The organism is Mesomycoplasma dispar (genome assembly GCF_000941075.1).
Lineage (GTDB): Bacteria > Bacillota_I > Bacilli_A > Mycoplasmatales > Metamycoplasmataceae > Mesomycoplasma > Mesomycoplasma dispar.
Genome location: NZ_CP007229.1, coordinates 821,163 through 847,238, shown reverse-complemented (window position 1 = coordinate 847,238; position 26,076 = coordinate 821,163). Strand labels below are relative to the sequence as shown.

Annotated in this window: 17 protein-coding genes; 14 read left to right on the top strand and 3 right to left on the bottom strand. The window is 27.7% G+C overall.

What is annotated here, in order from left to right:
• Window positions 1-113: 113 nt before the first annotated feature.
• The 6 genes from MDIS_RS02975 (at window position 114) to MDIS_RS02950 (ending at window position 11,552) form a co-directional block, all read left to right on the top strand.
• A complete protein-coding gene (locus tag MDIS_RS02975) occupies window positions 114-1,895 on the top strand; it encodes a hypothetical protein (RefSeq protein WP_044635575.1) in 1,782 nt (593 codons plus the stop codon).
• 140 nt (window positions 1,896-2,035) lie between these two features.
• On the top strand, window positions 2,036-3,817 hold the full coding sequence (locus MDIS_RS02970) for a hypothetical protein (protein ID WP_044635574.1): 1,782 nt from the start codon (window positions 2,036-2,038) through the stop codon (window positions 3,815-3,817).
• A 140-nt stretch (window positions 3,818-3,957) separates the two neighbouring features.
• On the top strand, window positions 3,958-5,739 hold the full coding sequence (locus MDIS_RS02965) for a hypothetical protein (RefSeq protein WP_044635573.1): 1,782 nt from the start codon (window positions 3,958-3,960) through the stop codon (window positions 5,737-5,739).
• A 139-nt stretch (window positions 5,740-5,878) separates the two neighbouring features.
• A complete protein-coding gene (locus MDIS_RS02960; RefSeq protein ID WP_044635572.1) occupies window positions 5,879-7,660 on the top strand; it encodes a hypothetical protein in 1,782 nt (593 codons plus the stop codon).
• A 139-nt stretch (window positions 7,661-7,799) separates the two neighbouring features.
• Window positions 7,800-9,572, top strand: a complete 1,773-nt coding sequence (locus MDIS_RS02955) for a hypothetical protein (RefSeq protein WP_044635571.1) — start codon at window positions 7,800-7,802, stop codon at window positions 9,570-9,572.
• 138 nt (window positions 9,573-9,710) lie between these two features.
• On the top strand, window positions 9,711-11,552 hold the full coding sequence (locus tag MDIS_RS02950) for a hypothetical protein (protein ID WP_232034211.1): 1,842 nt from the start codon (window positions 9,711-9,713) through the stop codon (window positions 11,550-11,552).
• 262 nt (window positions 11,553-11,814) lie between these two features.
• On the opposite strand, the gene MDIS_RS02945 is transcribed toward MDIS_RS02950, so the two are convergent.
• From MDIS_RS02945 to MDIS_RS02935, 3 genes are all read right to left on the bottom strand, one after another.
• Window positions 11,815-13,044, bottom strand: coding sequence for an MFS transporter (locus tag MDIS_RS02945; RefSeq protein WP_044635570.1), 1,230 nt, complete (start codon window positions 13,042-13,044; stop codon window positions 11,815-11,817).
• Entirely contained in the window at window positions 13,016-14,671 is a 1,656-nt protein-coding gene (locus MDIS_RS02940; protein ID WP_044635569.1) for a hypothetical protein, read from the bottom strand. Before MDIS_RS02940 ends, MDIS_RS02945 begins: the two co-directional genes overlap by 29 nt.
• Window positions 14,672-14,814: 143 nt before the next feature.
• A complete protein-coding gene (locus MDIS_RS02935; protein ID WP_044635568.1) occupies window positions 14,815-16,176 on the bottom strand; it encodes a dihydrolipoyl dehydrogenase in 1,362 nt (453 codons plus the stop codon).
• Between the two features lie 462 nt (window positions 16,177-16,638).
• Here MDIS_RS02935 and MDIS_RS02930 point away from each other — a divergent pair, with 462 nt between their 5' ends.
• Genes MDIS_RS02930 through MDIS_RS02900 form a run of 8 tightly spaced genes read left to right on the top strand, consistent with a single transcriptional unit; the run spans window position 16,639 to window position 25,888 of the window.
• Window positions 16,639-17,013: a hypothetical protein gene (locus MDIS_RS02930; protein WP_144402871.1), complete on the top strand. Its 375-nt coding sequence runs from the start codon at window positions 16,639-16,641 to the stop codon at window positions 17,011-17,013.
• Window positions 17,014-17,044: 31 nt separating this feature from the next.
• The gene (locus MDIS_RS02925; protein WP_044635566.1) at window positions 17,045-19,510 is read left to right on the top strand and encodes a hypothetical protein; all 2,466 of its coding nucleotides are present in this window, start codon (window positions 17,045-17,047) and stop codon (window positions 19,508-19,510) included.
• Window positions 19,511-19,513: 3 nt separating this feature from the next.
• The gene (locus MDIS_RS02920; RefSeq protein WP_044635565.1) at window positions 19,514-20,014 is read left to right on the top strand and encodes a hypothetical protein; all 501 of its coding nucleotides are present in this window, start codon (window positions 19,514-19,516) and stop codon (window positions 20,012-20,014) included.
• Window positions 20,014-22,467, top strand: a complete 2,454-nt coding sequence (locus tag MDIS_RS02915; RefSeq protein ID WP_052506234.1) for a hypothetical protein — start codon at window positions 20,014-20,016, stop codon at window positions 22,465-22,467. The genes MDIS_RS02920 and MDIS_RS02915 overlap by 1 nt, the downstream gene beginning before the upstream one ends.
• Window positions 22,468-22,523: 56 nt before the next feature.
• Window positions 22,524-23,066 carry a carbohydrate ABC transporter permease gene (locus tag MDIS_RS04005; RefSeq protein WP_052506233.1) on the top strand — a complete coding sequence of 181 codons (543 nt, stop codon included), beginning with the start codon at window positions 22,524-22,526 and terminating at the stop codon, window positions 23,064-23,066.
• Window positions 23,067-23,071: 5 nt separating this feature from the next.
• Entirely contained in the window at window positions 23,072-24,007 is a 936-nt protein-coding gene (locus MDIS_RS02910; protein WP_044635564.1) for a sugar ABC transporter permease, read from the top strand.
• 2 nt (window positions 24,008-24,009) lie between these two features.
• The gene (locus MDIS_RS02905; RefSeq protein ID WP_044635563.1) at window positions 24,010-25,209 is read left to right on the top strand and encodes an ABC transporter ATP-binding protein; all 1,200 of its coding nucleotides are present in this window, start codon (window positions 24,010-24,012) and stop codon (window positions 25,207-25,209) included.
• On the top strand, window positions 25,199-25,888 hold the full coding sequence (locus MDIS_RS02900) for a hypothetical protein (RefSeq protein ID WP_044635562.1): 690 nt from the start codon (window positions 25,199-25,201) through the stop codon (window positions 25,886-25,888). Before MDIS_RS02905 ends, MDIS_RS02900 begins: the two co-directional genes overlap by 11 nt.
• The last annotated feature ends 188 nt before the right edge of the window (window positions 25,889-26,076 follow it).

Below are 26,076 nucleotides of genomic sequence, written 5' to 3'. Positions count from 1 at the left end.
AGTATAAACAAATTATTAAAAACCAAAAAACATTAAAAATTTGAATTTTTTTCTACTAAATATCAAATTATTGTAAAAAACTACCCAAAAAATAGAAAGAATTCATTATTTATATGGAGATCCAATCAAATTCCCTCATTAATATTAAGCAGAAATTTAAAGAATTAAGATATAGGCAAGTGGATCAAAGAGATTTTATTTCAACAAGAAATCTTTATAAACACTGAAATGAACCATATATTCGACCTGACGGAGTTAAAGTATTTACTTGCGTAACTACTTATTGTCAAGAGAATTTTTTACATTTTTTAGAAATCAACTCTTTTCCTTCTCTTGTTACTAAACATAATGCCATCGAAGATATGATCGCAATCCTTTATAAACAAGGCGATTATGTTTATCGACTTCAACTTGAAGAAATTCAAAAAGCCGTCTTTTTTTCAAAAGAATTGCGATTTTTTAGTTTTTTTAAAAAGCAAATTTCTAAAGAAATTTATCAAATAATCAGCGAACGTTACTGGCGTTGAACTAGAACATATAGGCGAGTAGACGGAATTTTTTGAGATGAAGGTACTTGAACTGATATAAAAATGGTTGTCGTAGCGATTGAAAACATTGATGATGAAAAAAACTGCCAGTATTCAATCTCTTTTCCTTCAATTTTAAGAATGTCTTATGCAAACAAAGAAAGACTAAAAGAAGTTGAACAGTTAATAATTAACGAAATTGAGGAATTAATTCCGTTTGCAAGACCAAAAAATCTTGAAAATCATCGGGAAAAAATTTTTGACTTTCTAACAATTCAGCATGAATATAATTCAAAACATTTTGATCCTAATAAAATTTATTTAGGTCAAAAAATCGAAGAAGATTTGGAAAAAATTAAGGATAAATTTCAAGATTTTGAAGAATATTTTCGTTTAGCGCTAAATGTAAAAACATTAGAAACTTATGAAAATATTTTAGAAAAATTTAAAAAATATGGAATTAAGAAATTTGACCTTGAAAAAGATGATAGAAGTCAAATTTTAATTAGTTGAATAAATAAGTTTGGGTCAAATTATCGCAAGCACTCCATTAATTTATTCGGCAAAGATGGCCAAAAATATTATGATGATCTGGTAAAATGAACTAATAAACTAAATTTAGTTCATTTTTTTCAAATTATTTTTGGTCCAACTATTTTTTTTCTTTGAGATCCAACATGAGAAGATCCGCTTCCTGATAGTTTAGTGTTAAAAAGTTGGGCTTCACTTGATATTTCTAAATTTGAATTATATTATTTTGGTGGCTCCGAATACGGAATTTATGATGATATTCTTAATCAGTTCGACTCAAAAAACCCTGTTTTTTGACTAAATACTGCCTACGAACCTAGTCGTCACACTGCAATTGATGGTTGAATCCCGGAAATTGTCACGGCAAATTTAATTTTGCTTTATCGCGATGGCGAAAATGTTCTATACTGAATTGGTAAATGCCCGTTTTATCACCATGTTTATAATGGAAAATATTTTCCGTTAAATTTATATTATAATAAGAAAATTTCTGATCTTGAAAGAGACATTTTTCTTCGTGGAAATACTGATCCGGTTTTTTATTCTTACGATAACAAACTAAAAATTGACGTAATTAGAAGAACAAACAAGGAATTAAGCGAATTATTTGATTATATTCGTTTATATGAAAAAAATTATAAAAATAAAAATGCTAGAAAGTATTTTGAGGATTTTATCGAAGAATCTGATCTTTTAACTGAAGAAGATAGAAAAAAATTGACAGTTTGTGAACTAACATCAATTTATTCTAACCACGAAAAATCGATCAACTTTTTAGATATTGAAAATGGAGAATATGTTGATTTTAGACTAAAGGAACTTTATAAAAAATCTTAAAAATTAATAACAAAAAAAGAAGAAAAAGTATAAACAAATTATCAATAACTAAAAAACATTCAAAATTTGAATTTTTTTTCTACTAAATATCAAATTATTGTAAAAAACTAATTAAAAAATAGAAAGAATTCATTATTTATATGGAGATCCAATCAAATTCCCTCATTAATATTAAGCAAAAATTTAAAGAATTAAGATATAGGCAAGTCGATCAAAGAGATTTTATTTCAACAAGAAATCTTTATAAACACTGAAATGAACCATATATTCGACCTGACGGAGTTAAAGTATTTACTTGCGTAACTACTTATTGTCAACAGGATTTTTTACATTTTTTAGAAATCAACTCTTTTCCTTCTCTTGTTACTAAACATAATGCCATCGAAGATATGATCGCAATCCTTTATAAACAAGGCGATTATGTTTATCGACTTCAACTTGAAGAAATTCAAAAAGCCGTCTTTTTTTCAAAAGAATTGCGATTTTTTAGTTTTTTTAAAAAGCAAATTTCTAAAGAAATTTATCAAATAATCAGCGAACGTTACTGCCGCTGAACTAGAACATATAGGCGAGTAGACGGAATTTTTTGAGATGAAGGTACTTGAACTGATATAAAAATGGTTGTCGTAGCGATTGAAAACATTGATGATGAAAAAAACTGCCAGTATTCAATCTCTTTTCCTTCAATTTTAAGAATGTCTTATGCAAACAAAGAAAGACTAAAAGAAGTTGAACAGTTAATAATTAACGAAATTGAGGAATTAATTCCGTTTGCAAGACCAAAAAATCTTGAAAATCATCGGGAAAAAATTTTTGACTTTCTAACAATTCAGCATGAATATAATTCAAAACATTTTGATCCTAATAAAATTTATTTAGGTCAAAAAATCGAAGAAGATTTGGAAAAAATTAAGGATAAATTTCAAGATTTTGAAGAATATTTTCGTTTAGCGCTAAATGTAAAAACATTAGAAACTTATGAAAATATTTTAGAAAAATTTAAAAAATATGGAATTAAGAAATTTGACCTTGAAAAAGATGATAGAAGTCAAATTTTAATTAGTTGAATAAATAAGTTTGGGTCAAATTATCGCAAGCACTCCATTAATTTATTCGGCAAAGATGGCCAAAAATATTATGATGATCTGGTAAAATGAACTAATAAACTAAATTTAGTTCATTTTTTTCAAATTATTTTTGGTCCAACTATTTTTTTTCTTTGAGATCCAACATGAGAAGATCCGCTTCCTGATAGTTTAGTGTTAAAAAGTTGGGCTTCACTTGATATTTCTAAATTTGAATTATATTATTTTGGTGGTTCCGAATACGGAATTTATGATGATATTCTTAATCAGTTCGACTCAAAAAACCCTGTTTTTTGACTAAATACTGCCTACGAACCTAGTCGTCACACTGCAATTGATGGTTGAATTCCGGAAATTGTCGCGGCAAATTTAATTTTGCTTTATCGCGATGGCGAAAATGTTCTATACTGAATTGGTAAATGCCCGTTTTATCACCATGTTTATAATGGAAAATATTTTCCGTTAAATTTATATTATAATAAGAAAATTTCTGATCTTGAAAGAGACATTTTTCTTCGTGGAAATACTGATCCGGTTTTTTATTCTTACGATAACGAACTAAAAATTGACGTAATTAGAAGAACAAACAAGGAATTAAGCGAATTATTTGATTATATTCGTTTATATGAAAAAAATTATAAAAATAAAAATGCTAGAAAGCATTTTGAGGATTTTATCGAAGAATCTGATCTTTTAACTGATGAGGATAGAAAAAAATTGACAGTTTGTGAACTAACATCAATTTATTCTAATCACGAAAAATCAGTCAACTTTTTAGATATTGAAAATGGAGAATATGTTGATTTTAGACTAAAGGAACTTTATAAAAAATCTTAAAAATTAATAACAAAAAAAGAAGAAAAAGTATAAACAAATTATCAATAACTAAAAAACATTCAAAATTTGAATTTTTTTTCTACTAAATATCAAATTATTGTAAAAAACTAATTAAAAAATAGAAAGAATTCATTATTTATATGGAGATCCAATCAAATTCCCTCATTAATATTAAGCAAAAATTTAAAGAATTAAGATATAGGCAAGTCGATCAAAGAGATTTTATTTCAACAAGAAATCTTTATAAACACTGAAATGAACCATATATTCGACCTGACGGAGTTAAAGTATTTACTTGCGTAACTACTTATTGTCAACAGGATTTTTTACATTTTTTAGAAATCAACTCTTCTCCTTCTCTTGTGACTAAACATAATGCCATCGAAGATATGATCGCAATCCTTTATAAACAAGGCGATTATGTTTATCGACTTCAACTTGAAGAAATTCAAAAAGCCGTCTTTTTTTCAAAAGAATTGCGATTTTTTAGTTTTTTTAAAAAGCAAATTTCTAAAGAAATTTATCAAATAATCAGCGAACGTTACTGGCGTTGAACTAGAACAACTGAAAACATAGACGGAATTTTTTGAGATGAAGGTACTTGAACTGATATAAAAATGGTTGTCGTAGCGATTGAAAATATTGATGATGAAAAAAACTGCCAGTATTCAATCTCTTTTCCTTCAATTTTAAGAATGTCTTATGCAAACAAAGAAAGACTAAAAGAAGTTGAACAGTTAATAATTAACGAAATTGAGGAATTAATTCCGTTTGCAAAGCCGAAAAATCTTGAAAATCATCGAGAAAAAATTTTTGACTTTCTAACAATTCAGCACGAATATAATTCAAAACATTTTGATCCTAATAAAATTTATTTAGGTCAAAAAATCGAAGAAGATTTGGAAAAAATTAAGGATAAATTTCAAGATTTTGAAGAATATTTTCGTTTAGCGCTAAATGTAAAAACATTAGAAACTTATGAAAATATTTTAGAAAAATTTAAAAAATATGGAATTAAGAAATTTGACCTTGAAAAAGATGATAGAAGTCAAATTTTAATTAGTTGAATAAATAAGTTTGGGTCAAATTATCGCAAGCACTCCATTAATTTATTCGGCAAAGATGGTCAAAAATATTATGATGATCTGGTAAAATGAACTAATAAACTAAATTTAGTTCATTTTTTTCAAATTATTTTTGGTCCAACTATTTTTTTTCTTTGAGATCCAACATGAGAAGATCCGCTTCCTGATAGTTTAGTGTTAAAAAGTTGGGCTTCACTTGATATTTCTAAATTTGAATTATATTATTTTGGTGGCCCCGAATACGGAATTTATGATGATATTCTTAATCAGTTCGACTCAAAAAACCCTGTTTTTTGACTAAATACTGCCTACGAACCTAGTCGTCACACTGCAATTGATGGTTGAATCCCGGAAATTGTCACGGCAAATTTAATTTTGCTTTATCGCGATGGCGAAAATGTTCTATACTGAATTGGTAAATGCCCGGTTTATCACCATGTTTATAATGGAAAATATTTTCCGTTAAATTTATATTATAATAAGAAAATTTCTGATCTTGAAAGAGACATTTTTCTTCGTGGAAATACTGATCCGGTTTTTTATTCTTACGATAACAAACTAAAAATTGACGTAATTAGAAGAACAAACAAGGAATTAAGCGAATTATTTGATTATATTCGTTTATATGAAAAAAATTATAAAAATAACAATGCTAGAAAGTATTTTGAGGATTTTATCGAAGAATCTAATCTTTTAACTGAAGAAGATAGAAAAAAATTGACAGTTTGTGAACTAACATCAATTTATTCTAATCACGAAAAATCAGTCAACTTTTTAGATATTGAAAATGGAGAATATGTTGATTTTAGACTAAAGGAACTTTATAAAAAATCTTAAAAATTAATAACAAAAAAAGAAGAAAAAGTATAAACAAATTATTAAAAACTAAAAAACATTCAAAATTTGAATTTTTTTCTACTAAATATCAAGTTATTGTAAAAAACTACCCAAAAAATAGAAAGAATTCATTATTTATATGGAGATCCAATCAAATTCCCTCATTAATATTAAGCAAAAATTTAAAGAACTAAGATATAGACAAGTCGATCAAAGAGATTTTATTTCAACAAGAAATCTTTATAAACACTGAAATGAACCATATATTCGACCTGACGGAGTTAAAGTATTTACTTGCGTAACTACTTATTGTCAACAGGATTTTTTACATTTTTTAGAAATCAACTCTTCTCCTTCTCTTGTGACTAAACATAATGCCATCGAAGATATGATCGCAATCCTTTATAAACAAGGCGATTATGTTTATCGACTTCAACTTGAAGAAATTCAAAAAGCCGTCTTTTTTTCAAAAGAATTGCGATTTTTTAGTTTTTTTAAAAAGCAAATTTCTAAAGAAATTTATCAAATAATCAGCGAACGTTACTGGCGTTGAACTAGAACAACTGAAAACATAGACGGAATTTTTTGAGATGAAGGTACTTGAACTGATATAAAAATGGTTGTCGTAGTGATTGAAAATATTGATGATGAAAAAAACTGCCAGTATTCAATCTCTTTTCCTTCAATTTTAAGAATGTCTTATGCAAACAAAGAAAGACTAAAAGAAGTTGAACAGTTAATAATTAACGAAATTGAGGAATTAATTCCGTTTGCAAAGCCGAAAAATCTTGAAAATCATCGAGAAAAAATTTTTGACTTTCTAACAATTCAGCACGAATATAATTCAAAACATTTTGATCCTAATAAAATTTATTTAGGTCAAAAAATCGAAGAAGATTTGGAAAAAATTAAGGATAAATTTCAAGATTTTGAAGAATATTTTCGTTTAGCGCTAAATGTAAAAACATTAGAAACTTATGAAAATATTTTAGAAAAATTTAAAAAATATGGAATTAAGAAATTTGACCTTGAAAAAGATGATAGAAGTCAAATTTTAATTAGTTGAATAAATAAGTTTGGGTCAAATTATCGCAAGCACTCCATTAATTTATTCGGCAAAGATGGTCAAAAATATTATGATGATCTGGTAAAATGAACTAATAAACTAAATTTAGTTCATTTTTTTCAAATTATTTTTGGTCCAACTATTTTTTTTCTTTGAGATCCAACATGAGAAGATCCGCTTCCTGATAGTTTAGTGTTAAAAAGTTGGGCTTCACTTGATATTTCTAAATTTGAATTATATTATTTTGGTGGCCCCGAATACGGAATTTATGATGATATTCTTAATCAGTTCGACTCAAAAAACCCTGTTTTTTGACTAAATACTGCCTACGAACCTAGTCGTCACACTGCAATTGATGGTTGAATCCCGGAAATTGTCACGGCAAATTTAATTTTGCTTTATCGCGATGGCGAAAATGTTCTATACTGAATTGGTAAATGCCCGGTTTATCACCATGTTTATAATGGAAAATATTTTCCGTTAAATTTATATTATAATAAGAAAATTTCTGATCTTGAAAGAGACATTTTTCTTCGTGGAAATACTGATCCGGTTTTTTATTCTTACGATAACAAACTAAAAATTGACGTAATTAGAAGAACAAACAAGGAATTAAGCGAATTATTTGATTATATTCGTTTATATGAAAAAAATTATAAAAATAACAATGCTAGAAAGTATTTTGAGGATTTTATCGAAGAATCTAATCTTTTAACTGAAGAAGATAGAAAAAAATTGACAGTTTGTGAACTAACATCAATTTATTCTAATCACGAAAAATCAGTCAACTTTTTAGATATTGAAAATGGAGAATATGTTGATTTTAGACTAAAGGAACTTTATAAAAAATCTTAAAAATTAATAACAAAAAAAGAAGAAAAAGTATAAACAAATTATTAAAAACTAAAAAACATTCAAAATTTGAATTTTTTTCTACTAAATATCAAGTTATTGTAAAAAACTACCCAAAAAATAGAAAGAATTCATTATTTATATGGAGATCCAATCAAATTCCCTCATTAATATTAAGCAAAAATTTAAAGAACTAAGATATAGACAAGTCGATCAAAGAGATTTTATTTCAACAAGAAATATATTTAAACACTGAAATGAACCATATATTCGACCTGACGGAGTTAAAGTATTTACTTGCGCATTTACTTATTGTCAGGAAAAGTTTACAAATTTTTTAAAACATAACATTTTCTTTTACGAACATAATCCCATCGAAGATATGATCGCAATCCTTTATAAACAAGGCGATTATGTTTATCGACTTCAACTTGAAGAAATTCAAAAAACTGTCTTTTTTTCAAAAGAATTACGATTTTTTAGTTTTTTTAAAAAGCAAATTTCTAAAGAAATTTATCAAATAATCAGCGAACGTTACTGGCGTTGAACTAGAACAACTGAAAACATAGACGGAATTTTTTGAGATGAAGGTACTTGAACTGATATAAAAATGGTTGTCGTAGCGATTGAAAACATTGATGATGAAAAAAACTGCCAGTATTCAATCTCTTTTCCTTCAATTTTAAGAATGTCTTATGCAAACAAAGAAAGACTAAAAGAAGTTGAACAGTTAATAATTAACGAAATTGAGGAATTAATTCCGTTTGCAAAGCCGAAAAATCTTGAAAATCATCGAGAAAAAATTTTTGATTTTCTAACAATTCAACACGAGTATAATTCAAAACATTTTGATCCTAATAAAATTTATTTAGGTCAAAAAATCGAAGAAGATTTGGAAAAAATTAGAGATGAATTTCAGGATTTTGAAAAATATTTTCGTTTAGCACTAAATGTAAAAACATTAGAAACTTATGAAAATATTTTAGAAAAATTTAAAAAATATGGAATTAAGAAATTTGACCTTAAAAAAGATGACAGAAGTCAAATTTTAATTAGTTGAATAAATAAATTTGGACCAAATTATCGTCAACACAGTATTAATTTATTTGGTAAGGATGGTCAAAAATATTATGATGATCTAGAAAAATGAACTAACAAACAAAATTTAGTTCATATTTTTCAAATTATGTTTGGTCCCAGGGTACATTTTCTTTGAGATCCAACATGGGATGGTCTTATTCCTGATAGTTTAGTGTTAAAAAGTTGGGCTTCACTTGATATTTCTAAATTTGAATTATATTATTTTGGTGGCTCCGAATACGGAATTTATGATGATATCCTTAATCAGTTTGACTCAAAAAACCCTGTTTTTTGGCTAAATACTGCCTACGAACCTAGTGGTAACTCTGGATCAGAGGGTTGAATCCCGGAAATTGTCACGGCAAATTTAATTTTGCTTTATCGTGATGGCGAAAATGTTTTATATTGAATTGGTAAATGTCCGTTTTATCACCATGTTTATAATGGAAAATATTTTCCGTTAAATTTATATTATAATAAGAAAATTTCTGATCTTGAGAGAGACATTTTTCTTCGCGGAAATACTGATCCGGTTTTTTATTCTTACGATAACGAACTAAAAATTGACGTAATTAGAAGAACAAACAAGGAATTAAGCGAATTATTTGATTATATTCGTTTATATGAAAAAAATTATAAAAATAAGAATGCTAGAAAGCATTTTGAGGATTTTATCGAAGAATCTGATCTTTTAACTGAAGAGGATAGGAAAAAATTGACAGTTTGTGAACTAACATCAATTTATTCTAATCACGAAAAATCAGTCAACTTTTTAGATATTGAAAATGGAGAATATGTTGATTTTAGACTAAAAGAATATTATAAAAAATCTTAAAATTAATAACAAAAAAAGAAGAAAAAGTACAAACAAATTATTAAAAACTAAAAAACATTCAAAATTTGAATTTTTTTCTACTAAATATCAAATTATTGTAAAAAACTAATTAAAAAATAGAAAGAATTCATTATTTATATGGAGATCCAATCAAATTCCCTCATTAATATTAAGCAAAAATTTAAAGAATTAAGATATAGGCAAGTCAATCAAAGAGATTTTATTTCAACAAGAAATCTTTATAAACATTGAAATGAGCCGTATATTCGACCTGACGGAGTTAAAGTATTTACTTGTGCACTTACATATTGTCAGGAGAATTTTTTACATTTTTTAGAATATAATTCGTCTTCTTGATATAATCGCGTGCATAATCCGATAGAAGATATGATCTCAATTGTTTATAAAAAAGATGATTATATTTATCGGCTTAATCTTGAAGAAATCCAAAAAGCAATCTTTTTTTCAAAAGAATTACGATTTTTTAATTTTTTTAAAAAGCAAATTTCTAAAGAAATTTATAAAATAGAGAGAGAAAGATACTTTCGAATGGCAAAAACAGACGCTAATCTCGATGGGATTTTTTGAGATGATGGTTCATTAGTAGATATAAAAATGGTTGTCGTAGCGATTGAAAACATTGATGATGAAAAAAACTGCCAGTATTCAATCTCTTTTCCTTCAATTTTAAGAATGTCTTATGCAAACAAAGAAAGACTAAAAGAAGTTGAACAGTTAATAATTAACGAAATTCAGGAATTAATTCCGTTTGCAAGGCCAAAAAATCTTGAAAATCATCGGGAAAAAATTTTTGACTTTCTAAGAATTCAGCATGAATATAATTCAAAATATTTTGATCCTAATAAAATTTATTTAGGTCAAAAAATCGAAGAAGATTTAAAAAAAATTGAAAATCGATTTCAAGATTTAAAAGACGATTATTCGCTGGCACTAAATGTAAAAACATTAGAAACCTATGAAAATATTTTAGAAAAATTTAAAAAATATGGAATTAAGAAATTCGACCTTGAAAAAGATGACAGAAGTCAAATTTTAATTAGTTGAATAAATAAATTTGGACCAAATTATCGTCAACACAGTATTAATTTATTCGGCAAAGATGGTCAAAAATATTATGATGAACTTGAAAGATGAACTAATAAAGTAAATTTAGTTCATCTTTTCCAAATTATGTTTGGTCCGAATATCTACTCTGTTTGAGATGTCGATGGTGGTTATCTTCCAGATAACGTTATTCTAAAAAGTTGAGCTTCACTTGATCTTTCTAAATTTGAATTATATTATTTTGGTGGTTCACAATACGGAATTTATGATGATATTCTTAATCAATTTGATTCAAAAAATCCTGTTTTTTGAATAAATACCGCTTATGAATCGAGCGGTTTAGATGTTCCCGAAGGTTGAATCCCGGAAATTGTCACGGCAAATTTAATTTTACTTTATCATGATGGTGAAAATGTTTTATACTGAATTGGCAAATGCCCGTTTTACCATCATGTTTATAATGGAAAATATTTTCCGTTAAATTTATATTATAATAAGAAAATTTCTGATCTTGAAAGAGACATTTTTCTTCGCGGAAATACTGATCCAGTTTTTTATTCTTATAAAAACGAACTAAATATTGACGTAATTAGAAGAACGAATAAGGAATTAGGCAAACTATTTGACTATATTCGCTTATATGAAAAAGAGTATAAACCTAAAGATAAATATGCAACTTTTGAAGGTTTTATTCTATATTCTGATTTATTAACTGATAAAGAAAGAGAAATTTTATCTGTTTGTGAGAAAACATCAATAATGTATGAACATAAAAAGTCGGTCAATTTTTTAAATTTTAGAAAAAAACAATATGTTGATTTTAGAATAAAAGAGCTTTTTGGAAAGAATGGTGATAGTAGCAAAAATGATGATAATGATAATGATGAAAATTTAGATGATTTTGAGACAGAATAATCAAAAGAAAAAGTTTGTTGACCTAAAGATCCTAATTGAGGTGCTAAAGCTGTTATTGCAAAAACAGAAAAATCAGTAACAATCGATCTTAATATATTAGCAGAATTAAAGGGAAAAGCAGAAGAAGAATGTGAATAAAAAGTCTCTATATTTAGAATTCTAAATCCAAAAGATACTATAAAATACGACATTTTTTCAATTTGAAATAATTTTAATAATATTTTTTGTAAAATATAAGAATAAAAAGAGACTAGATTTTTGATTAATTTAGTACAACTTTTTTCAATTTTGGCTGAAAAATCAATAACAAAATTGCACAAATTAAAATTATTAAAAAATAAGCAATAAAGGCATAAAGTGCAGAAATTGTTGCAAAATAAGTTAGTAAAATTCTCACAAGCGAACTTAAAATTATTCGAAAACTTAAAGAAATTCCGTTTTGTTTATGAAAAACATCTTTGTCAAATAATTCGTAAGTCAAACTATAATACTGACTAATAAAAAGTGAAAATAAAATTTGTTGAATTGAACTAAAAATCATAAACAAAATTAAATTAATAGACTGATTTTTAACTAAAATTAGCCCTAAAAGTCAAACTAAATTAGCAATCGATATTACTGAAACAACTCAGGACATTTTTATTTGTTTAATTTTTTTTAACTTAAATTGGATTAGCGAAGAAATTAGCGAACTTACTGAAAAAAGAATGTTTAAATAAAAACCTCAAGTTTCTATCGAAAAATTAGGTAGTAAATTAAAAATTTGCGGTAGACCAGATGCTCTAGGATATAAAAATATTCCGATGATCATTGATGAAGAAAGAACAAAAATTCACTTTTTATGCGGTTTTTCTGAGATTTTTTCAGAGGTTTTTGTTTCTTCTTCACTAAAAACAGTTTTTTCCTTATTAGTTTTTAATAACAAATAGAGAAAACCTGATAATAAATAAGTAAGACAATTAAAAATAATAAGGTAATGAAAACTTAAATTTTGGTAGATAAAATATGTAAGAATTGGCGATAAAACAAAACCAACTGATGTTGCAAAAGAAGATCCAATGTTGGTTTTTCACATTTGACTATCGTTGTTTGCGATAAAATAAACAATGTTCCTAATGTAAATAAATCGAAAAGAATGAACAAAACCAACAATTGATGAAATGCTAATTAGTAAAATTGAAAAAATGTAGCTATTCTTGATGAGAAAAAACATCGGAATTAAAGTTATCAAAAAAAGAATACTAATCAAATCACAAATAAAAAGAATTGCTTTATCGGATATTTTAGTAAACTTTGCAACAATTTTTGAACTAAAAAGATAAACAATTATTGTCGGAAACTGAATTAATAAGTACAAAATTGTAACAAGTCAAAAATCCTCAGTAATTCTATAAATATAAAGCGAAGATGCAAACTTAAAAGCTTCTGATCCAATTAGTGAAATCGCCAAAGATGCTGTATATTTATAGAAGTTTTTCTGAAAAACTATCATTTAGAACACCGATTGCTAGGAACATATAGAAAATATTTTTAATAAGTATTTTCGATGAATAACTGTGGATTTCATTTGCAGGAATTGCAATTGTAACTGAATTTTTAAATTGAAATTCGGTTTGATCCGTTGAACCTGAACCAAAATAATACTTAAAAGGTATTGCAAAATCATCAAAAACTCTTGCAATTTTATTAATCATTTCTGCATTTATACCTGTATAAAAATCAGCAACTCGAATTAAAAGGTTTTCCTTATCTCAATGTTGACTAGCAGAAACCTCCAAATTATAAATAAAATTATTTTTTTGAATAATTTCCTTTACAAAAGCTGTTTTTGCTGACTGAGGTTGAACTTCTTCTCTTGTTGTTATCAAAAAGTTAAATTTTGATATTTCAAAATTATCAAAAATCGACAGTATAAGTGTATTAATCCGATTATCGTGATTACGCGATAGAAAAATATGCTCATTAAAAAGTGTTTTTTGACTTGAAACTATCTGGAGAATTTCATTTTCCTTATTTTCATAATCTATTTTTAGTCTAGATCTTGGTATTTTGGCCTGATATTCAACAGATCATTTACTTTCTTCAATTGGAATTCCGTTAGTTTTTCCAACTATTTTCCCAGAAAGATCGTATAAATTATATAATCCTGATTTCCAATTGTAAGTTCCAAGATTATAAATTTTACCATCAACAAGAAGACCGCCTGCTTCATCACTATGACTAACAAAAATATTATCAGAATTGCTATTTTTTTGAAAATAAACTAAATTTTGCTCACTTTTATTTTGATTAATATTAAATATTTTTCTCAAAAAGTTAAATTCAGTTCCTGGGAGCGAAATTTCATCATAACCTTTTAATAAAAAGTTAATAATTTTTTCCTTATTTTTTAAGATAAGATCACAAATATGGACTATTTTATTTATTTTACTGTTTTTAGAAAAAAATTCATAGAATTTTTCAATAATCTCTATTGTGTTCAAATCTAGACTTATTTTTGTAAGATTTTCACTTTTCCCATAATCAAAAACTAGCATTTCCGTGTAGTTATATCAATAAAAAATAAAAAAACTATTTCACATACAATGTTTTAGAAAATCGATTGCTTCATTGGTGAATAGTAAATTTGTATCTATCATTGATTTTCATTTTGATAACTGCGCCAAAGTTCTAGAAATTTTTTGGTCTTGATCGTGAGGAAAATAATCACTTAAAATATAAGGCAAGGAAAGTAATTTTTGACTAAATGACCAAATTTTCTTTAAAAATAGGATACCTTCATATTCAGATTCTTCTAAAAATTTTCTATTAAGATGTTCGAGAAGGACAATTTCAATGTTGAAATTGTCTAGTGAAAATATGAACAAATTACCGTCATTTTTAGTGATTTTTATCTCTGCATTCTTTTCGATATAATTAAGAAACTGCTGTTTAGATTCTAAATTAGTTTCACTTATCGAAAAATCTAAATCGTTTGGATAGTTCTCCTTGGTTTTGTTTTCAATTCAAAAAACGGCACTTCCTTTTAAAATTAGGTTGATTTTTGAATTTGTTATGCCATTAAACTTAACAATTAATTTGCTTATTTTTTCCAGAATTGTTATCGGCATTTTATCCAAAAATCTCCTTATCTTTTAAATTTAATTGCATTTTACTTTAAATTAATAAAAAAAACAAGACAAATCAAGAAAATTGTTTTGTTTTTTAACTAAATTAAAAAAATTATTTAATTTTTTACCTTTTTATTAACAAAAAAATCAAATTACTTTAAATTTGAAAAAGTGATGTTTCGACAAATATAATAAATTGATTCATTCAAAGTTGGGTGTGTATAAGCACTTTTTTGAAGATCAAAAATTGTCATTTTCTGTAAAAGTGCAAGTGCAATTTGATTAATCAAAAGCGATGCTTCTTCTAGAAAAATATTTGCACCTAGAATTTGAAAACTACCTTTTTCAAAAAAAAGTTCTATAAATCCGGCATCTATTTCGCCATTTGCATGTGCTCTTGGTAAATTTTTAGCCTCGATTCTTACCTTTTGAAAGTCAATTTTTTCACTAATAAGTTTTTTTTCCGTCTTTCCAACAGCGGCAATTTCTGGATTTGTATAAATTGCTCAAGGAATTAACTCGGTTTTGAATTTTTCATCGGATTTACTTGTTAGTATATGTTTTGCGACAATATCACCATGTTTATAGGCAACAGTTGATAGCATCATTTGACCAGTTATGTCTCCGATTGCGTAAATATTTGGAACAGAAGTTTGCATAAATTCGTTAGTTTTTAGAAATCCGCGACTGTCTAAATCAAGATTTAAGTCAGAAAAACTATCGTTTACGGCTTGTCGACCGATTGCAAGTAAAATGTTTTTAGTTGGATGTCGAAAAATTTCGCCATTACTTTCAATCAAAAGTTCATTATTTTCATATTTTAAAACTTTTGAATTAGTGAAACTTTTGACATTATTTTTTGTTAAAACAAAATTTGCAGCTTGAGCAATTGAGTCATCAAAATTACCAAAAATACGGTTTCCGGCCTCAATTATCGTGATTTTTTTGCCAAAACTAGCATAAAAAGCTGCAAATTCAAGGGAAATTACTCCACCACCAATAATTGTTAGTTCATCAAATTCAACATTTGATTTAAAAAAATCATCAGAAGTTAATAAATTGATATTATCAGTGCCTTCAATTTCAATTTTTCTTGGTTTTGCACCAGTTGCAATAACTAATTTTTCAAAAGAAAATTGTTCATTTTCGGCTATAAGAGTGTTTTTAGAAACTATTTTTGCCTTTTTTTTGTAAATATCAACACCAGAACTTTCTAATGTTTGTGAAATTGCCCCTTGTAATTTTAATGAATTATTTTTTGCTCTTTGAAAAATTTGTTCTAAATTAAAATTTGAACTTGAGTTTAGACCAAATTTTTCCGAATTATCAAAATAATCTTTGATTTTTGCAGATTTAAGAATTGTTTTCGTTGGAATGCAACCACGATTTACACAAGTTCCACCTAAAAATTCTTGTTCAAAAAGTGCTACTTTTTTCCCATTTTTCGCCAATATAGCGGCAAGTGAATACCCTCCAGGACCACCACCGACAACAATAACATCATAATTTTTCATATAATTCGCTAGAACTCCTTAATTTTTGCAGATATTATAATTTTAATTATAACTTAATTCGTTTGAATTTCTAATCGATAAAAAAATTATAAAATAAAAAGTTTTCAGAATCAGACTAAAAAATTTTATTTTGTTTTTATTTAGTTAAAAAATAAAAATTATTTTGGTCACAAGGGCGATTATAAATTTAAGTCTTACCACTTTTTAGGATAGAAAGATTTAAAATTTTTTTGTGGATCACAAAAGGAAAAATTGAAAAAAATCAGAAAAATAAATAAAATTTTAGTATTTACAGTAAAAATGAAATTTATATGAGTTTTATACTAATTTTTCTAATTTTTTATATTTTTTAATTACATTTATAGTTTTTTTGATAAAATAAGATATGGAATATCATATATGACAAATACAAAACAAAATTTAAAAACTCGTTTGCGATATGTTTTTCTTGGCAAATTACCAATGGAAAGGAAATATCGACCAAAAATTATTGAATATGCCTATTTATTTTTTGGTAATTTTATAATCTTTACTTTCAGTGTGCTAATCTTGCTCCTTTTTGCAAAATACGAATGAAAAATTACCAAAAATTGAAATTTAATTTTAGCAAACGAGTTTAGTTCATATTTTTGGAAATTCTTAATTTCAATTAGTATTTCTGCTTGAATTGTTAATGTTGTTTTATGTATTCACTTAATTTATATTCTTTCAAAAACCGAAAATTATAAATGAATTGCTTATTTGTCCGTTTTTATAAATGTTTTACCAATTTTTAGTTTTTTAAACCTAATCATTTCTATTTTTGGTTTTTACAAACATAAAATTGTTTTCAAATAAAAATAATTGATTATTTTTGAAAGGAATTATGATGAATAAGTTGTCTAAATCCATATTTGGTTTAGTGTCTTTTAGTCCGCTCGCAATAATTGCTTGTGGCGATCCAGTTAATGACTTTGCTACAAACAAAGAAATTATTGTTGCTGTTGATCCAGCGCAAACAAATTACTGAAAAAAAAGTATTGAAGAATTTAATAAAACCGAATCAGCGACGAAAAATGGCTTTAAAATTCGAACTATTTCTAAAAATGTCTTCGCAGCACTTGATTTTTCTACAGTTGGACATACCGACACAAACAATACTCCCGACATTTTTTATGCACCACAAGACAGAATTACCGACTTAGTTCAAGGTGGAGCGATTAGTTATTTAAACGATTTTTCACCAACTTTATTTGATGAAATTACTAAGCAAATTGGTGCGACTGAAGCCGAAAAAGAAAATATGAAAAATTTCGGTACCGTTTTTGGTCTAAAAAATAATAAGCCTCACTCTGAATTCGTTGGAATTCAACATAACAAAGAGGGAATTATTCTTGCTTCAACCGAAAATGAAGATGAAGCACGTAAAATTTTGTTAAATCAAAATACAGATACACTTGCTGAACTTGTTGAAAAAGGTGAGGGAATTTTTCGAATTCAAGACTTTTGATACGGAAACGGTGTTCTTGCGGGCGCGCTTGAAAAAATTGCAATTCGCGAAAATTTAAAGGACGAAGATGGCAAACCTTTAAATTTAATGTCTAAATTATTGTATACTAAAAATAATAAATTTACATCGGGATTTTTGCACAAAGATATTGATCCAGCGGTTGATGCAAATTTAAAACCTGAAGATAACGAGTACCAAAAATATTTCCGCGAGGCAATGAAGTCAGTTGCAAAAATTTACTATCCAATTTTTAAAGCCGCTTATCAATCAGAAACTGAATATAAAAACACAGTTTGGTCAAAAAAAGGAATTTCACAAGCAGATTTAGCACAAATTATTAAATCTGATATGAATGTTGCCCAGAATACAATTTTCCGTTTGATGAAAGAAAAGAAATTAAAATTTGCAATTATCGGTACTTGAGATGTGCAAAATTCTGAAAAATCTGCAAATGCAAAGTCTTTTTTTAACATCGAAAAAGCAACAAACGAAACTGAATTCAAACAAGCACTTGGTTCTTGATCATTTTTAATTAACTCACGGAATAATTCATCATCTCCTGAAAGAAAACAAGCATTTACTGAACTTTTTAAAATAATTTTTTCAGCAAAAACAAATACCGCCTATTTCCAAGATGATTCCAAAATTCCTTTTGCAAAATCATTAACTAACCAAATTAAAGCTGAAGTTGAAAAAATTAATAGACCGCTTTATGGAAAATTTGACCAACTTAAAAAAGATTTAGGATATACAGAAGATACTGAACTTGAAGAAGCAATTAATAAGGAAATCCAAAAAACAGCAAATCCTAAATATATTAACCAAACAATTGAATCAAGTTGGGATAAAACAACAAATAAAGATGCTAGTTCAGAAGAAAACTACTCTGAATTTACAGCTAAAATTGAAACTGAAAATCTAGAGCCATCCTTAGTTGAAAATGCGAAAAAAATCAATGAATTAATTAAAAAATACCAAAAATTTGCCGCTGTTAGAAACACGCTTGGAACATTGTTTGGGCAAAAAGACCTTGCTGATTTTGTCGGTAACGGTGAAAGTTGACAAATCGATCAAAGTTTTTTCAAAGTTGGAATAAAAGATACAAAAGTTGGAAAATACGATTTAGATATTTCCCAAAGCGAAAAAACAGCCCATGTTCGTAAAGTTGAAGGGTTTATTTTTGGTGCAAACGGTGATGAAACTAGTGAAAAAGATAAAAAAATCGAAAAATATCGTGATTTAATTCTTGAAGGAAAATACGATTTAACTAAACTTGAAGCTGAAATTGCAAAAGAAATTAATGAAATTAAAGAAAAAGTTAAACTAATTGCTAAAAATCCAACTGACGATGCAACAATTGAAAAAATTGCCAAAGCTTATTTAAATAATTACGTTGCTGCCGCACTAATTCGTTCTTTCGTTAGTCCAGAGACAATTAAGCAAACAAAAGCACAAAAAACTACAAGCAAAACTGGGCAAACAGTTGATAAATATACACTGGGAAGTGCGGAAAAAATTATTAACGACTATCTTAAATCAAAAAGTTTTGACAAAATTCTTAACGTAATTGACTCAGATAAAAAATTAGAACAAAATGGTGTTGGAATTCTAAATACAGATAATTCTCGTTTTGACCGTTCTAATCCACAATTTTCTTCAACAGTTTGAGGTGCTTGAAACGATCAAACTTTTGGCTCAGAAGTTTTCCATAAAAGTGTTCTTGGAAAAATTAATAGTGAAGAAGATTTTGCCAAAATTTTCTTTGATAAAGTCGCAATCGAATATCATAAAAAAATCTTACTTGCCAACCAAGGAACAAGTAAAGTTATTGTAAATTTTAGTTAAAAAATGGCTTTTGTGCAAAAATTTAAAATTAATATTCCTAAAACTCATTTTTATTCACTAATTTTTCTCTCTGCTTTTCTTACATTAGCACTCGTTAGTTGAATTTTAGTTCCTTTTGTTTTTGGAACTCATTTAGAAAAAATTAATAAAACTAATCAGGAAAGTCAACGTGAAATTTTAGTTTCAAATTTAGCAGTTGGGAAGTTAACATCTTATTTTGCAACAAATTTGTTCATAATTTTCTTTGCTATTTACCTTTTTCTTGCTTATCGTAAAGTAAAAATTGGCTATTTCTTCTATTTTTTCTGAATTTTTGTATTTAGTTCAATGGCGGGTTATCCATTTTTTCAAGGAGCAGAAAAATTAAATCAAGCCGAATTAATAAGTGGCATTTTTATTAGTATTTTTTCAGGTTTTATAGTTATTTCTTTATTTTATTCGGTTTATATTTACCGACTTGAACGAATTATTGCAAAGTATAAATTTGCTGATAGTAGGTTTTAATGAACAAATTACAACTTTATAATTATTACGGGAAAAAGTTTGATACAATAATTGACACTGAAGCCAAAACGCTTAAGGCCTATTATCATAATGCAAAAGTGGCTCATTCGCGTTTTTTGGACAAAATTAAAATTCAGGAAAATGTTGAAAAAGAACTTTTTTTACGTGCTCGACAAAAAATTCGCGACAATTTAAAACGTGAACTGTTAAGTCAAAAAGTCGCTTATAAAAATCAGTTAAAAGTTCTAAAAGATGCTTTTATAAAGTTAAATTATGCCTCTTCAATTGAAAAACTAATTAGTTTTGAAATTAAAAAGCTTGCAAAAGAACTCAAAAATCTTCGTAATTGATTTAGTGATTTTCATAAATCATTAAATCAAACCGAAGATAGCGAAGAAGTCAAACTTGCCTTATTTGAAAAAACAAAAAAAACAACTTTAGAAAACGAAGTTGAACTAATTAAAAAGCAATTTATTTTTAAAATTTGTCTTGATTATCCTCGAAAATATCAAAAAACCGATTTTAATTTAGAGAAAATCATTGAACTTCTTGATCAAGAATCAAGACAATTTTTATTTAGTTCAAACTTAGAAAATGGAAAAATTTTCTTTGATTTTTACCAAAAAATCAAAGAAAAACAAGAAGAATTACTAAAAAAAGTGAAAATTTCGCGTAAAAATTATCTTGAAACCAAGCAATTGCAAGCCGAACTTTATCAAAAAAGAGTAAATAATTTAAAACTTATTGCCAAACAAAAAAGTATTTCACTTGAATATAGTTACAAAAACGCGATTAATTTTTTAAAACAGCAAGCGACCCAACAAAACGCACAGCAAAAACAACTAATTAGCCAAAACAAGCAGGAAATTCTTGCTTTTGAGGCAAAAAATCTTGGCAAATTAGCCGAATTTAAGCAAGAAATTAATGCCGAAATCGCCAAAATAACTCGAGAAAAAAAGCATTATTCTACTTTTAGTTTATCACAGACAAAAATAAATTTTTTTGATCAAGCTATAAAATTCTTTCACTCTGTTAATAAAAATGAACAATGAGAAATTCCTGAAATTAATCTAAATTTAGAAAATCATTCTCAAATTTTAAAGGAAAAAACCAAATTATTTAACAGTCTAGAACAAATAAATCGTCCTTTATTTTTGTTAATTAAAAAATATTATTTTAGTTTTTATGGTAATTTTTTAATTAAAAAACTTGCAAAATCAAGTCTAAAATGACAACTTTTGCTAGAAAAGTCAAAATATTTAAAGCAATATTCATACAAAGGTTTTTATTTTCGCGATCTTGCCTGAGCAATTCGCGAAAAAACAATCGAAGACTTTAAAACGCGAATTAAATTTGTCAATGAAAAAATAGAGGCAAAATATGAACTGAATCTTTTAAAATCTAGCGCTGATTTTCAAGAACAAAAAGCGGAAATTAAAGCAAAAACAGAAGAAATTTTGCAGGAATTTAAACAGCAAAAGTTGGAAAATAAAAGGCGTTTTCAGCAAAAGGAAATTGCCAAAACAGCCTTTAAAAATTTAGAAAATCGCGCAAAAATTCAAAAAAGTGACGCAAAAAGAACACTTTTTTTAAATTCAAAGATTACAAAACTCCAGCAAATTCTTACTACAAATAATTACCGTTATTTTAACGAATTAAAAGTTAATAAAAAAATCTACGAATCAAAAGCAAATGAAGCACAAAAAACTTACCCAGTTGAGACAATAAAAAATGTAAGATTTTTCGCGTTTTTTCTCAATTTGCTTTTTCCTGGAGCAGCTGAATTATTAATTTTTCGTCAGTTTGTTAAAGGTCTTTTACTATTTTTAGTTTCATTTATTTGCTATAGTTTCATTATTCCGTTTTCTTTTGGCGCTTATTGATCAAAAATGGGCGGAATTCCTGGTTTTTATGATCTAGGTGCAAATCTGCATAATCCGCGGCAAGGAATTTTTACTGATGCGAGATTTTACCTTTTTGGTGGTGTTCTTTCAGTAATTTTAATGACATTTGTCCTAATTTATTTCCTAATTGGCGCCTTATCGGCTTGAAGAATCGCAAAGGCAATGGAAGCGGGCGTGACTCCTGGAAAATGACTTTATTCAAAACAGTGACTCCAAACCACAGGATTTCCGTGGATGATTTCGCTTGTCGGTCATGCTTTAATGATTTTCATTGTTGCCGCGCCGATAATTACATCAGTTTTAATTTCTTTTACCGATTATGGTTATAATCACGCTGCTCCTGGTCAAACGGTGAATTGAGTTGGGCTAAAACAATGAGGAAAATGGTGGGATTATCGTCAACTTGGACTTTTCCAATCGCTTGCTTCAGTTCTAGGTTGAACTGCAGTTTGAACAGTTTTATCGACACTTTTTCCGATTGGACTCGGAATTTTAATCGCAATTCTGACAAATTCAAGCAAAATTAAAGGAAAAAAATTTTCCGTTTAATTTTCATTCTTCCCTGAGCAATTCCAGCTTTTGTTTCCCTTTCTTTTATTCGTTCAATGTTTGCTGCTGACTCAAAAGGTTATATCAATTTAATTTTAATTAATTTAGGGATAATCAAAGACGGAATTTCCTGACTAAATCAAATCGGAACGGCAAGGGTGCTTTTGATTGTTGTCCAAACCTGAATTAGTTATGCTTTCATTTTTATGTTAGTAACTGGAAATTTACAAGCAATTTCGGGCGAAATTTACGAAGCTGGTGCTGTTGATGGCGCCTCCAAGTCGCAAATTTTCTGAAAATTAACACTGCCGCAATTACTTTTAGGAATTGCGCCGATGTTAATCGGTCAATTTGTTGGTGCTTTTAACAACTTTACCACAATTTCGATTTTTACTGGCGGCGGTCCTGCTTATGCAAATGCTTCACCGTTTGGGGAAGCCTCAACAGATATTATCATTTCTTGAGTTTTCAAATTAACAACTCAAGGAATAAAAATCGATGGACACCAAGCTTTTGCGGCGGCGCTTTCGACACTTGCAGCCTTAATTAGCATTAGTTTTGCAATTCGTAGCTTCATAAAATCAATGACAAGAAGGTAGGAAAAATGGATTTATTTTCTTCAAAAATTGCCAGTTTTGAATTTGTTCCTAAAAGTAGAAATACAAAAAAACGGCTGAATTTAACAGACGAACGCGATACAAAACCAATTGAATTAGTTTGACTTTTTTTTAATTATCTAATTTTAATTTCTTGATCTGTTATCGTTTTATTCCCAATAATTTCTCTTGTTTTTGCAACTTTTAACGTTGCAAACAGTCGACTAATTACAATTACCCCTTTTGTTTTCGGATTCGATAATTTTCACTACCTTTTTACATCAGAGCGTTCCTATTTTTTTGCTTGATATCGAAATACGCTAACAATTGCCGTTTTGACAATGTTAATTTCAACAACCGCAGTTGCTTTAAATGGTTATGCCTATTCCCGTTTCCGTTTTAAAGGATCAAGACATTCTTTGACAATCATTATGCTTTTGCAAATGATTCCGGCAACATCATCGCTAATTTTCCTTTATATTTTAGTCCAAATTGGGCAAATTAGTGGAATTTCGCCGATTTTTATGTTAGTAATAATTTATTCTGGAGGGGCAGTTTCGGGAAATACTTTTATGTTAAAAGCTTATCTTGATAGTATTTCGCGCGAACTTGATGATTCAGCCAAAATTGATGGCTGTTCAAATTTTGGAGTTTTTTTCAAAATTTTACTTCCCGTTTTACGTCCCGCAATAATTATGGTTGCCCTTTGGTCATTTTTAACACCTTTTACCGATGTTATTCTACCCAGGTTTGTGCTTTTTAATATCCAAGATCTAACGCTTGCAGTCGGTCTTGAAACTTTTATTAACGTCGAACCAAAACACGTTAACGCTGGCGCTTATGCCGCTGGCGCTTTACTTGCTGCAGTGCCTGCACTTGCTTTATTTATGTATTTGCAAAAATACATTGTTGGCGGACTTTCTGAAGGAGCGGTTAAAGGTTAATTATGGAGAAAAATCAGAAACTTTTTCAACTAAAAGATCTAAATTTAGATTTAAAACAACTTGATCTAAATAAACTTGTTGCCTCAATTGGCGAGAGTCAATCGGAAACTAACGGGGCAAAAATTGAACTAAATAATGTTTCAAAAAAATACGAAGGAAACGATAAATACACTTTAGAATCAATCAATTTAGTAATTGAAAGTGGCAATTTTTGCATTTTTTTAGGACCTTCAGGTTCAGGAAAAACAACACTTTTAAGAATGATCGCTGGACTTAATTCAATCACTCAAGGTGATCTGATTTTTAACGGGAAAAGGTATAATAATTTATCCCCGCACCAAAGAAATATCGCGATGGTTTTTCAATCTTATGCCCTTTATCCGCATTTGAATGTTTATGATAATATTTCTTTTGGACTAAAAATCGCCAAAGAAAGAAAAGATGTAATTGATGCAAAAGTAAAAAATGTGGCTAAAATCCTTAAAATTAGCGACTATTTATACTCAAAACCGCGTGATCTTTCTGGCGGTCAACGACAAAGAGTTGCAATTGGGCGAGCAATCGCTCGCTCACCACAGGTTTTTTTAATGGACGAACCACTTTCAAATTTAGATGCAAAACTACGTGAGTCAATGCGTCGTGAAATCGTTAACATTCACAGAATGTTAAAAACAACTAGTATTTACGTTACTCATGATCAACTTGAAGCGATGACAATGGGAAATCAAATTGTTGTTTTCAACGATGGAAAAATTCAACAAAATGGAACAGGGAGGCAATTATATTTTAAACCACAAAATACTTTTGTTGCCACATTCATTGGTTCGCCAACAATGAATTTATTTGATTGTATTTTTCATAACAACCAAATTGTGGCAACAAAAGCGCCAATTTCTTTCGAAATTGATGCAAAACTTGCAGGTTTGCTTTCTGAAGATCAAAATTTAAAAGTCGGATTTCGCTCTGAAGATATCTACATTAACAAAAAAGATGCCCAATTTGACGGGGTTATTACAAATGTCGAACTTATTGGTAAAGATCAACTTGTGGCAATAAAAGTTAGCGATTCGCTTGAACTTATTTCAAATCAGAATAACATTTTTGAATATTTTCTTGATGAAAAAGTGAAAATTAGTTTTAATTTAGCACGAATTCACATTTTTGATGCAAAAACAAAGGAGCGAATCGATTTTGATAACTAATTTAGAATCACGAACTGCGAAAATTTACTTTTTCGTTGCACCTTATTTTACAAGGAAAATTTTGCAATTAATTTCAAAAGTGCTGATATTTATCGTGATAATTTTGGCAATTGTCCAAATTAGCGATTTTTCTCAACGAATTAATTGGGAGATTGACTTTGTTTCAAAAGGCAGTTTTACCAACCTAACAAAAGCAGAAATTTTAGAAATTGCGAGAAATAAGTCAACTTCATTACCACTTTGACCAATTTTTATTAGTCTAATTTCGTTAGTAATTGTTTTTGGAGTAATACTTTTTGCCCTAATTTTAGCCCAACATATTCATTTATGACGTCAATTTGGCGATTTAAAAGTACTTTTTAAGTTTATTTTTACATTATCATTACTTGTTTTTGTGCTAATTTTTTTCATAATTGCACTTCAACCTAATCAAGTTGAGCAAAATATCAGTGTTAAAATTGGACAAAATACAGTAACTGATTCAATTTTTTCCGATTATCCAAATTATTCAAAAATGTGAGTGAGTTTAGCCTTTAGTTTTATAATTTTAATTTTACAAATTATGGCAAAATCAAAATTTGGTTCACTCGGTCGTGATAAAATTTTAGCTAAAAAACCTTTTGATACAACGAAAGTTGAAAACCAAATTAACGAAATTATTCAAAAAAATACTAAATAATTTCGCTAATTTTCTTATAAATAAAAATTTTAAAGTTAACCATAAAAGTAAAGGAATCAAAAAACTTCTGTTTTGATAGATTTTTTTGTTTCTTTCTACATTTTTTCACGTGTTTTTCATATTTCACCTAACTAACTTTTTAAAAAAGTTTGAATAATGATACAATTTATTCAAAATTCAAATTATTT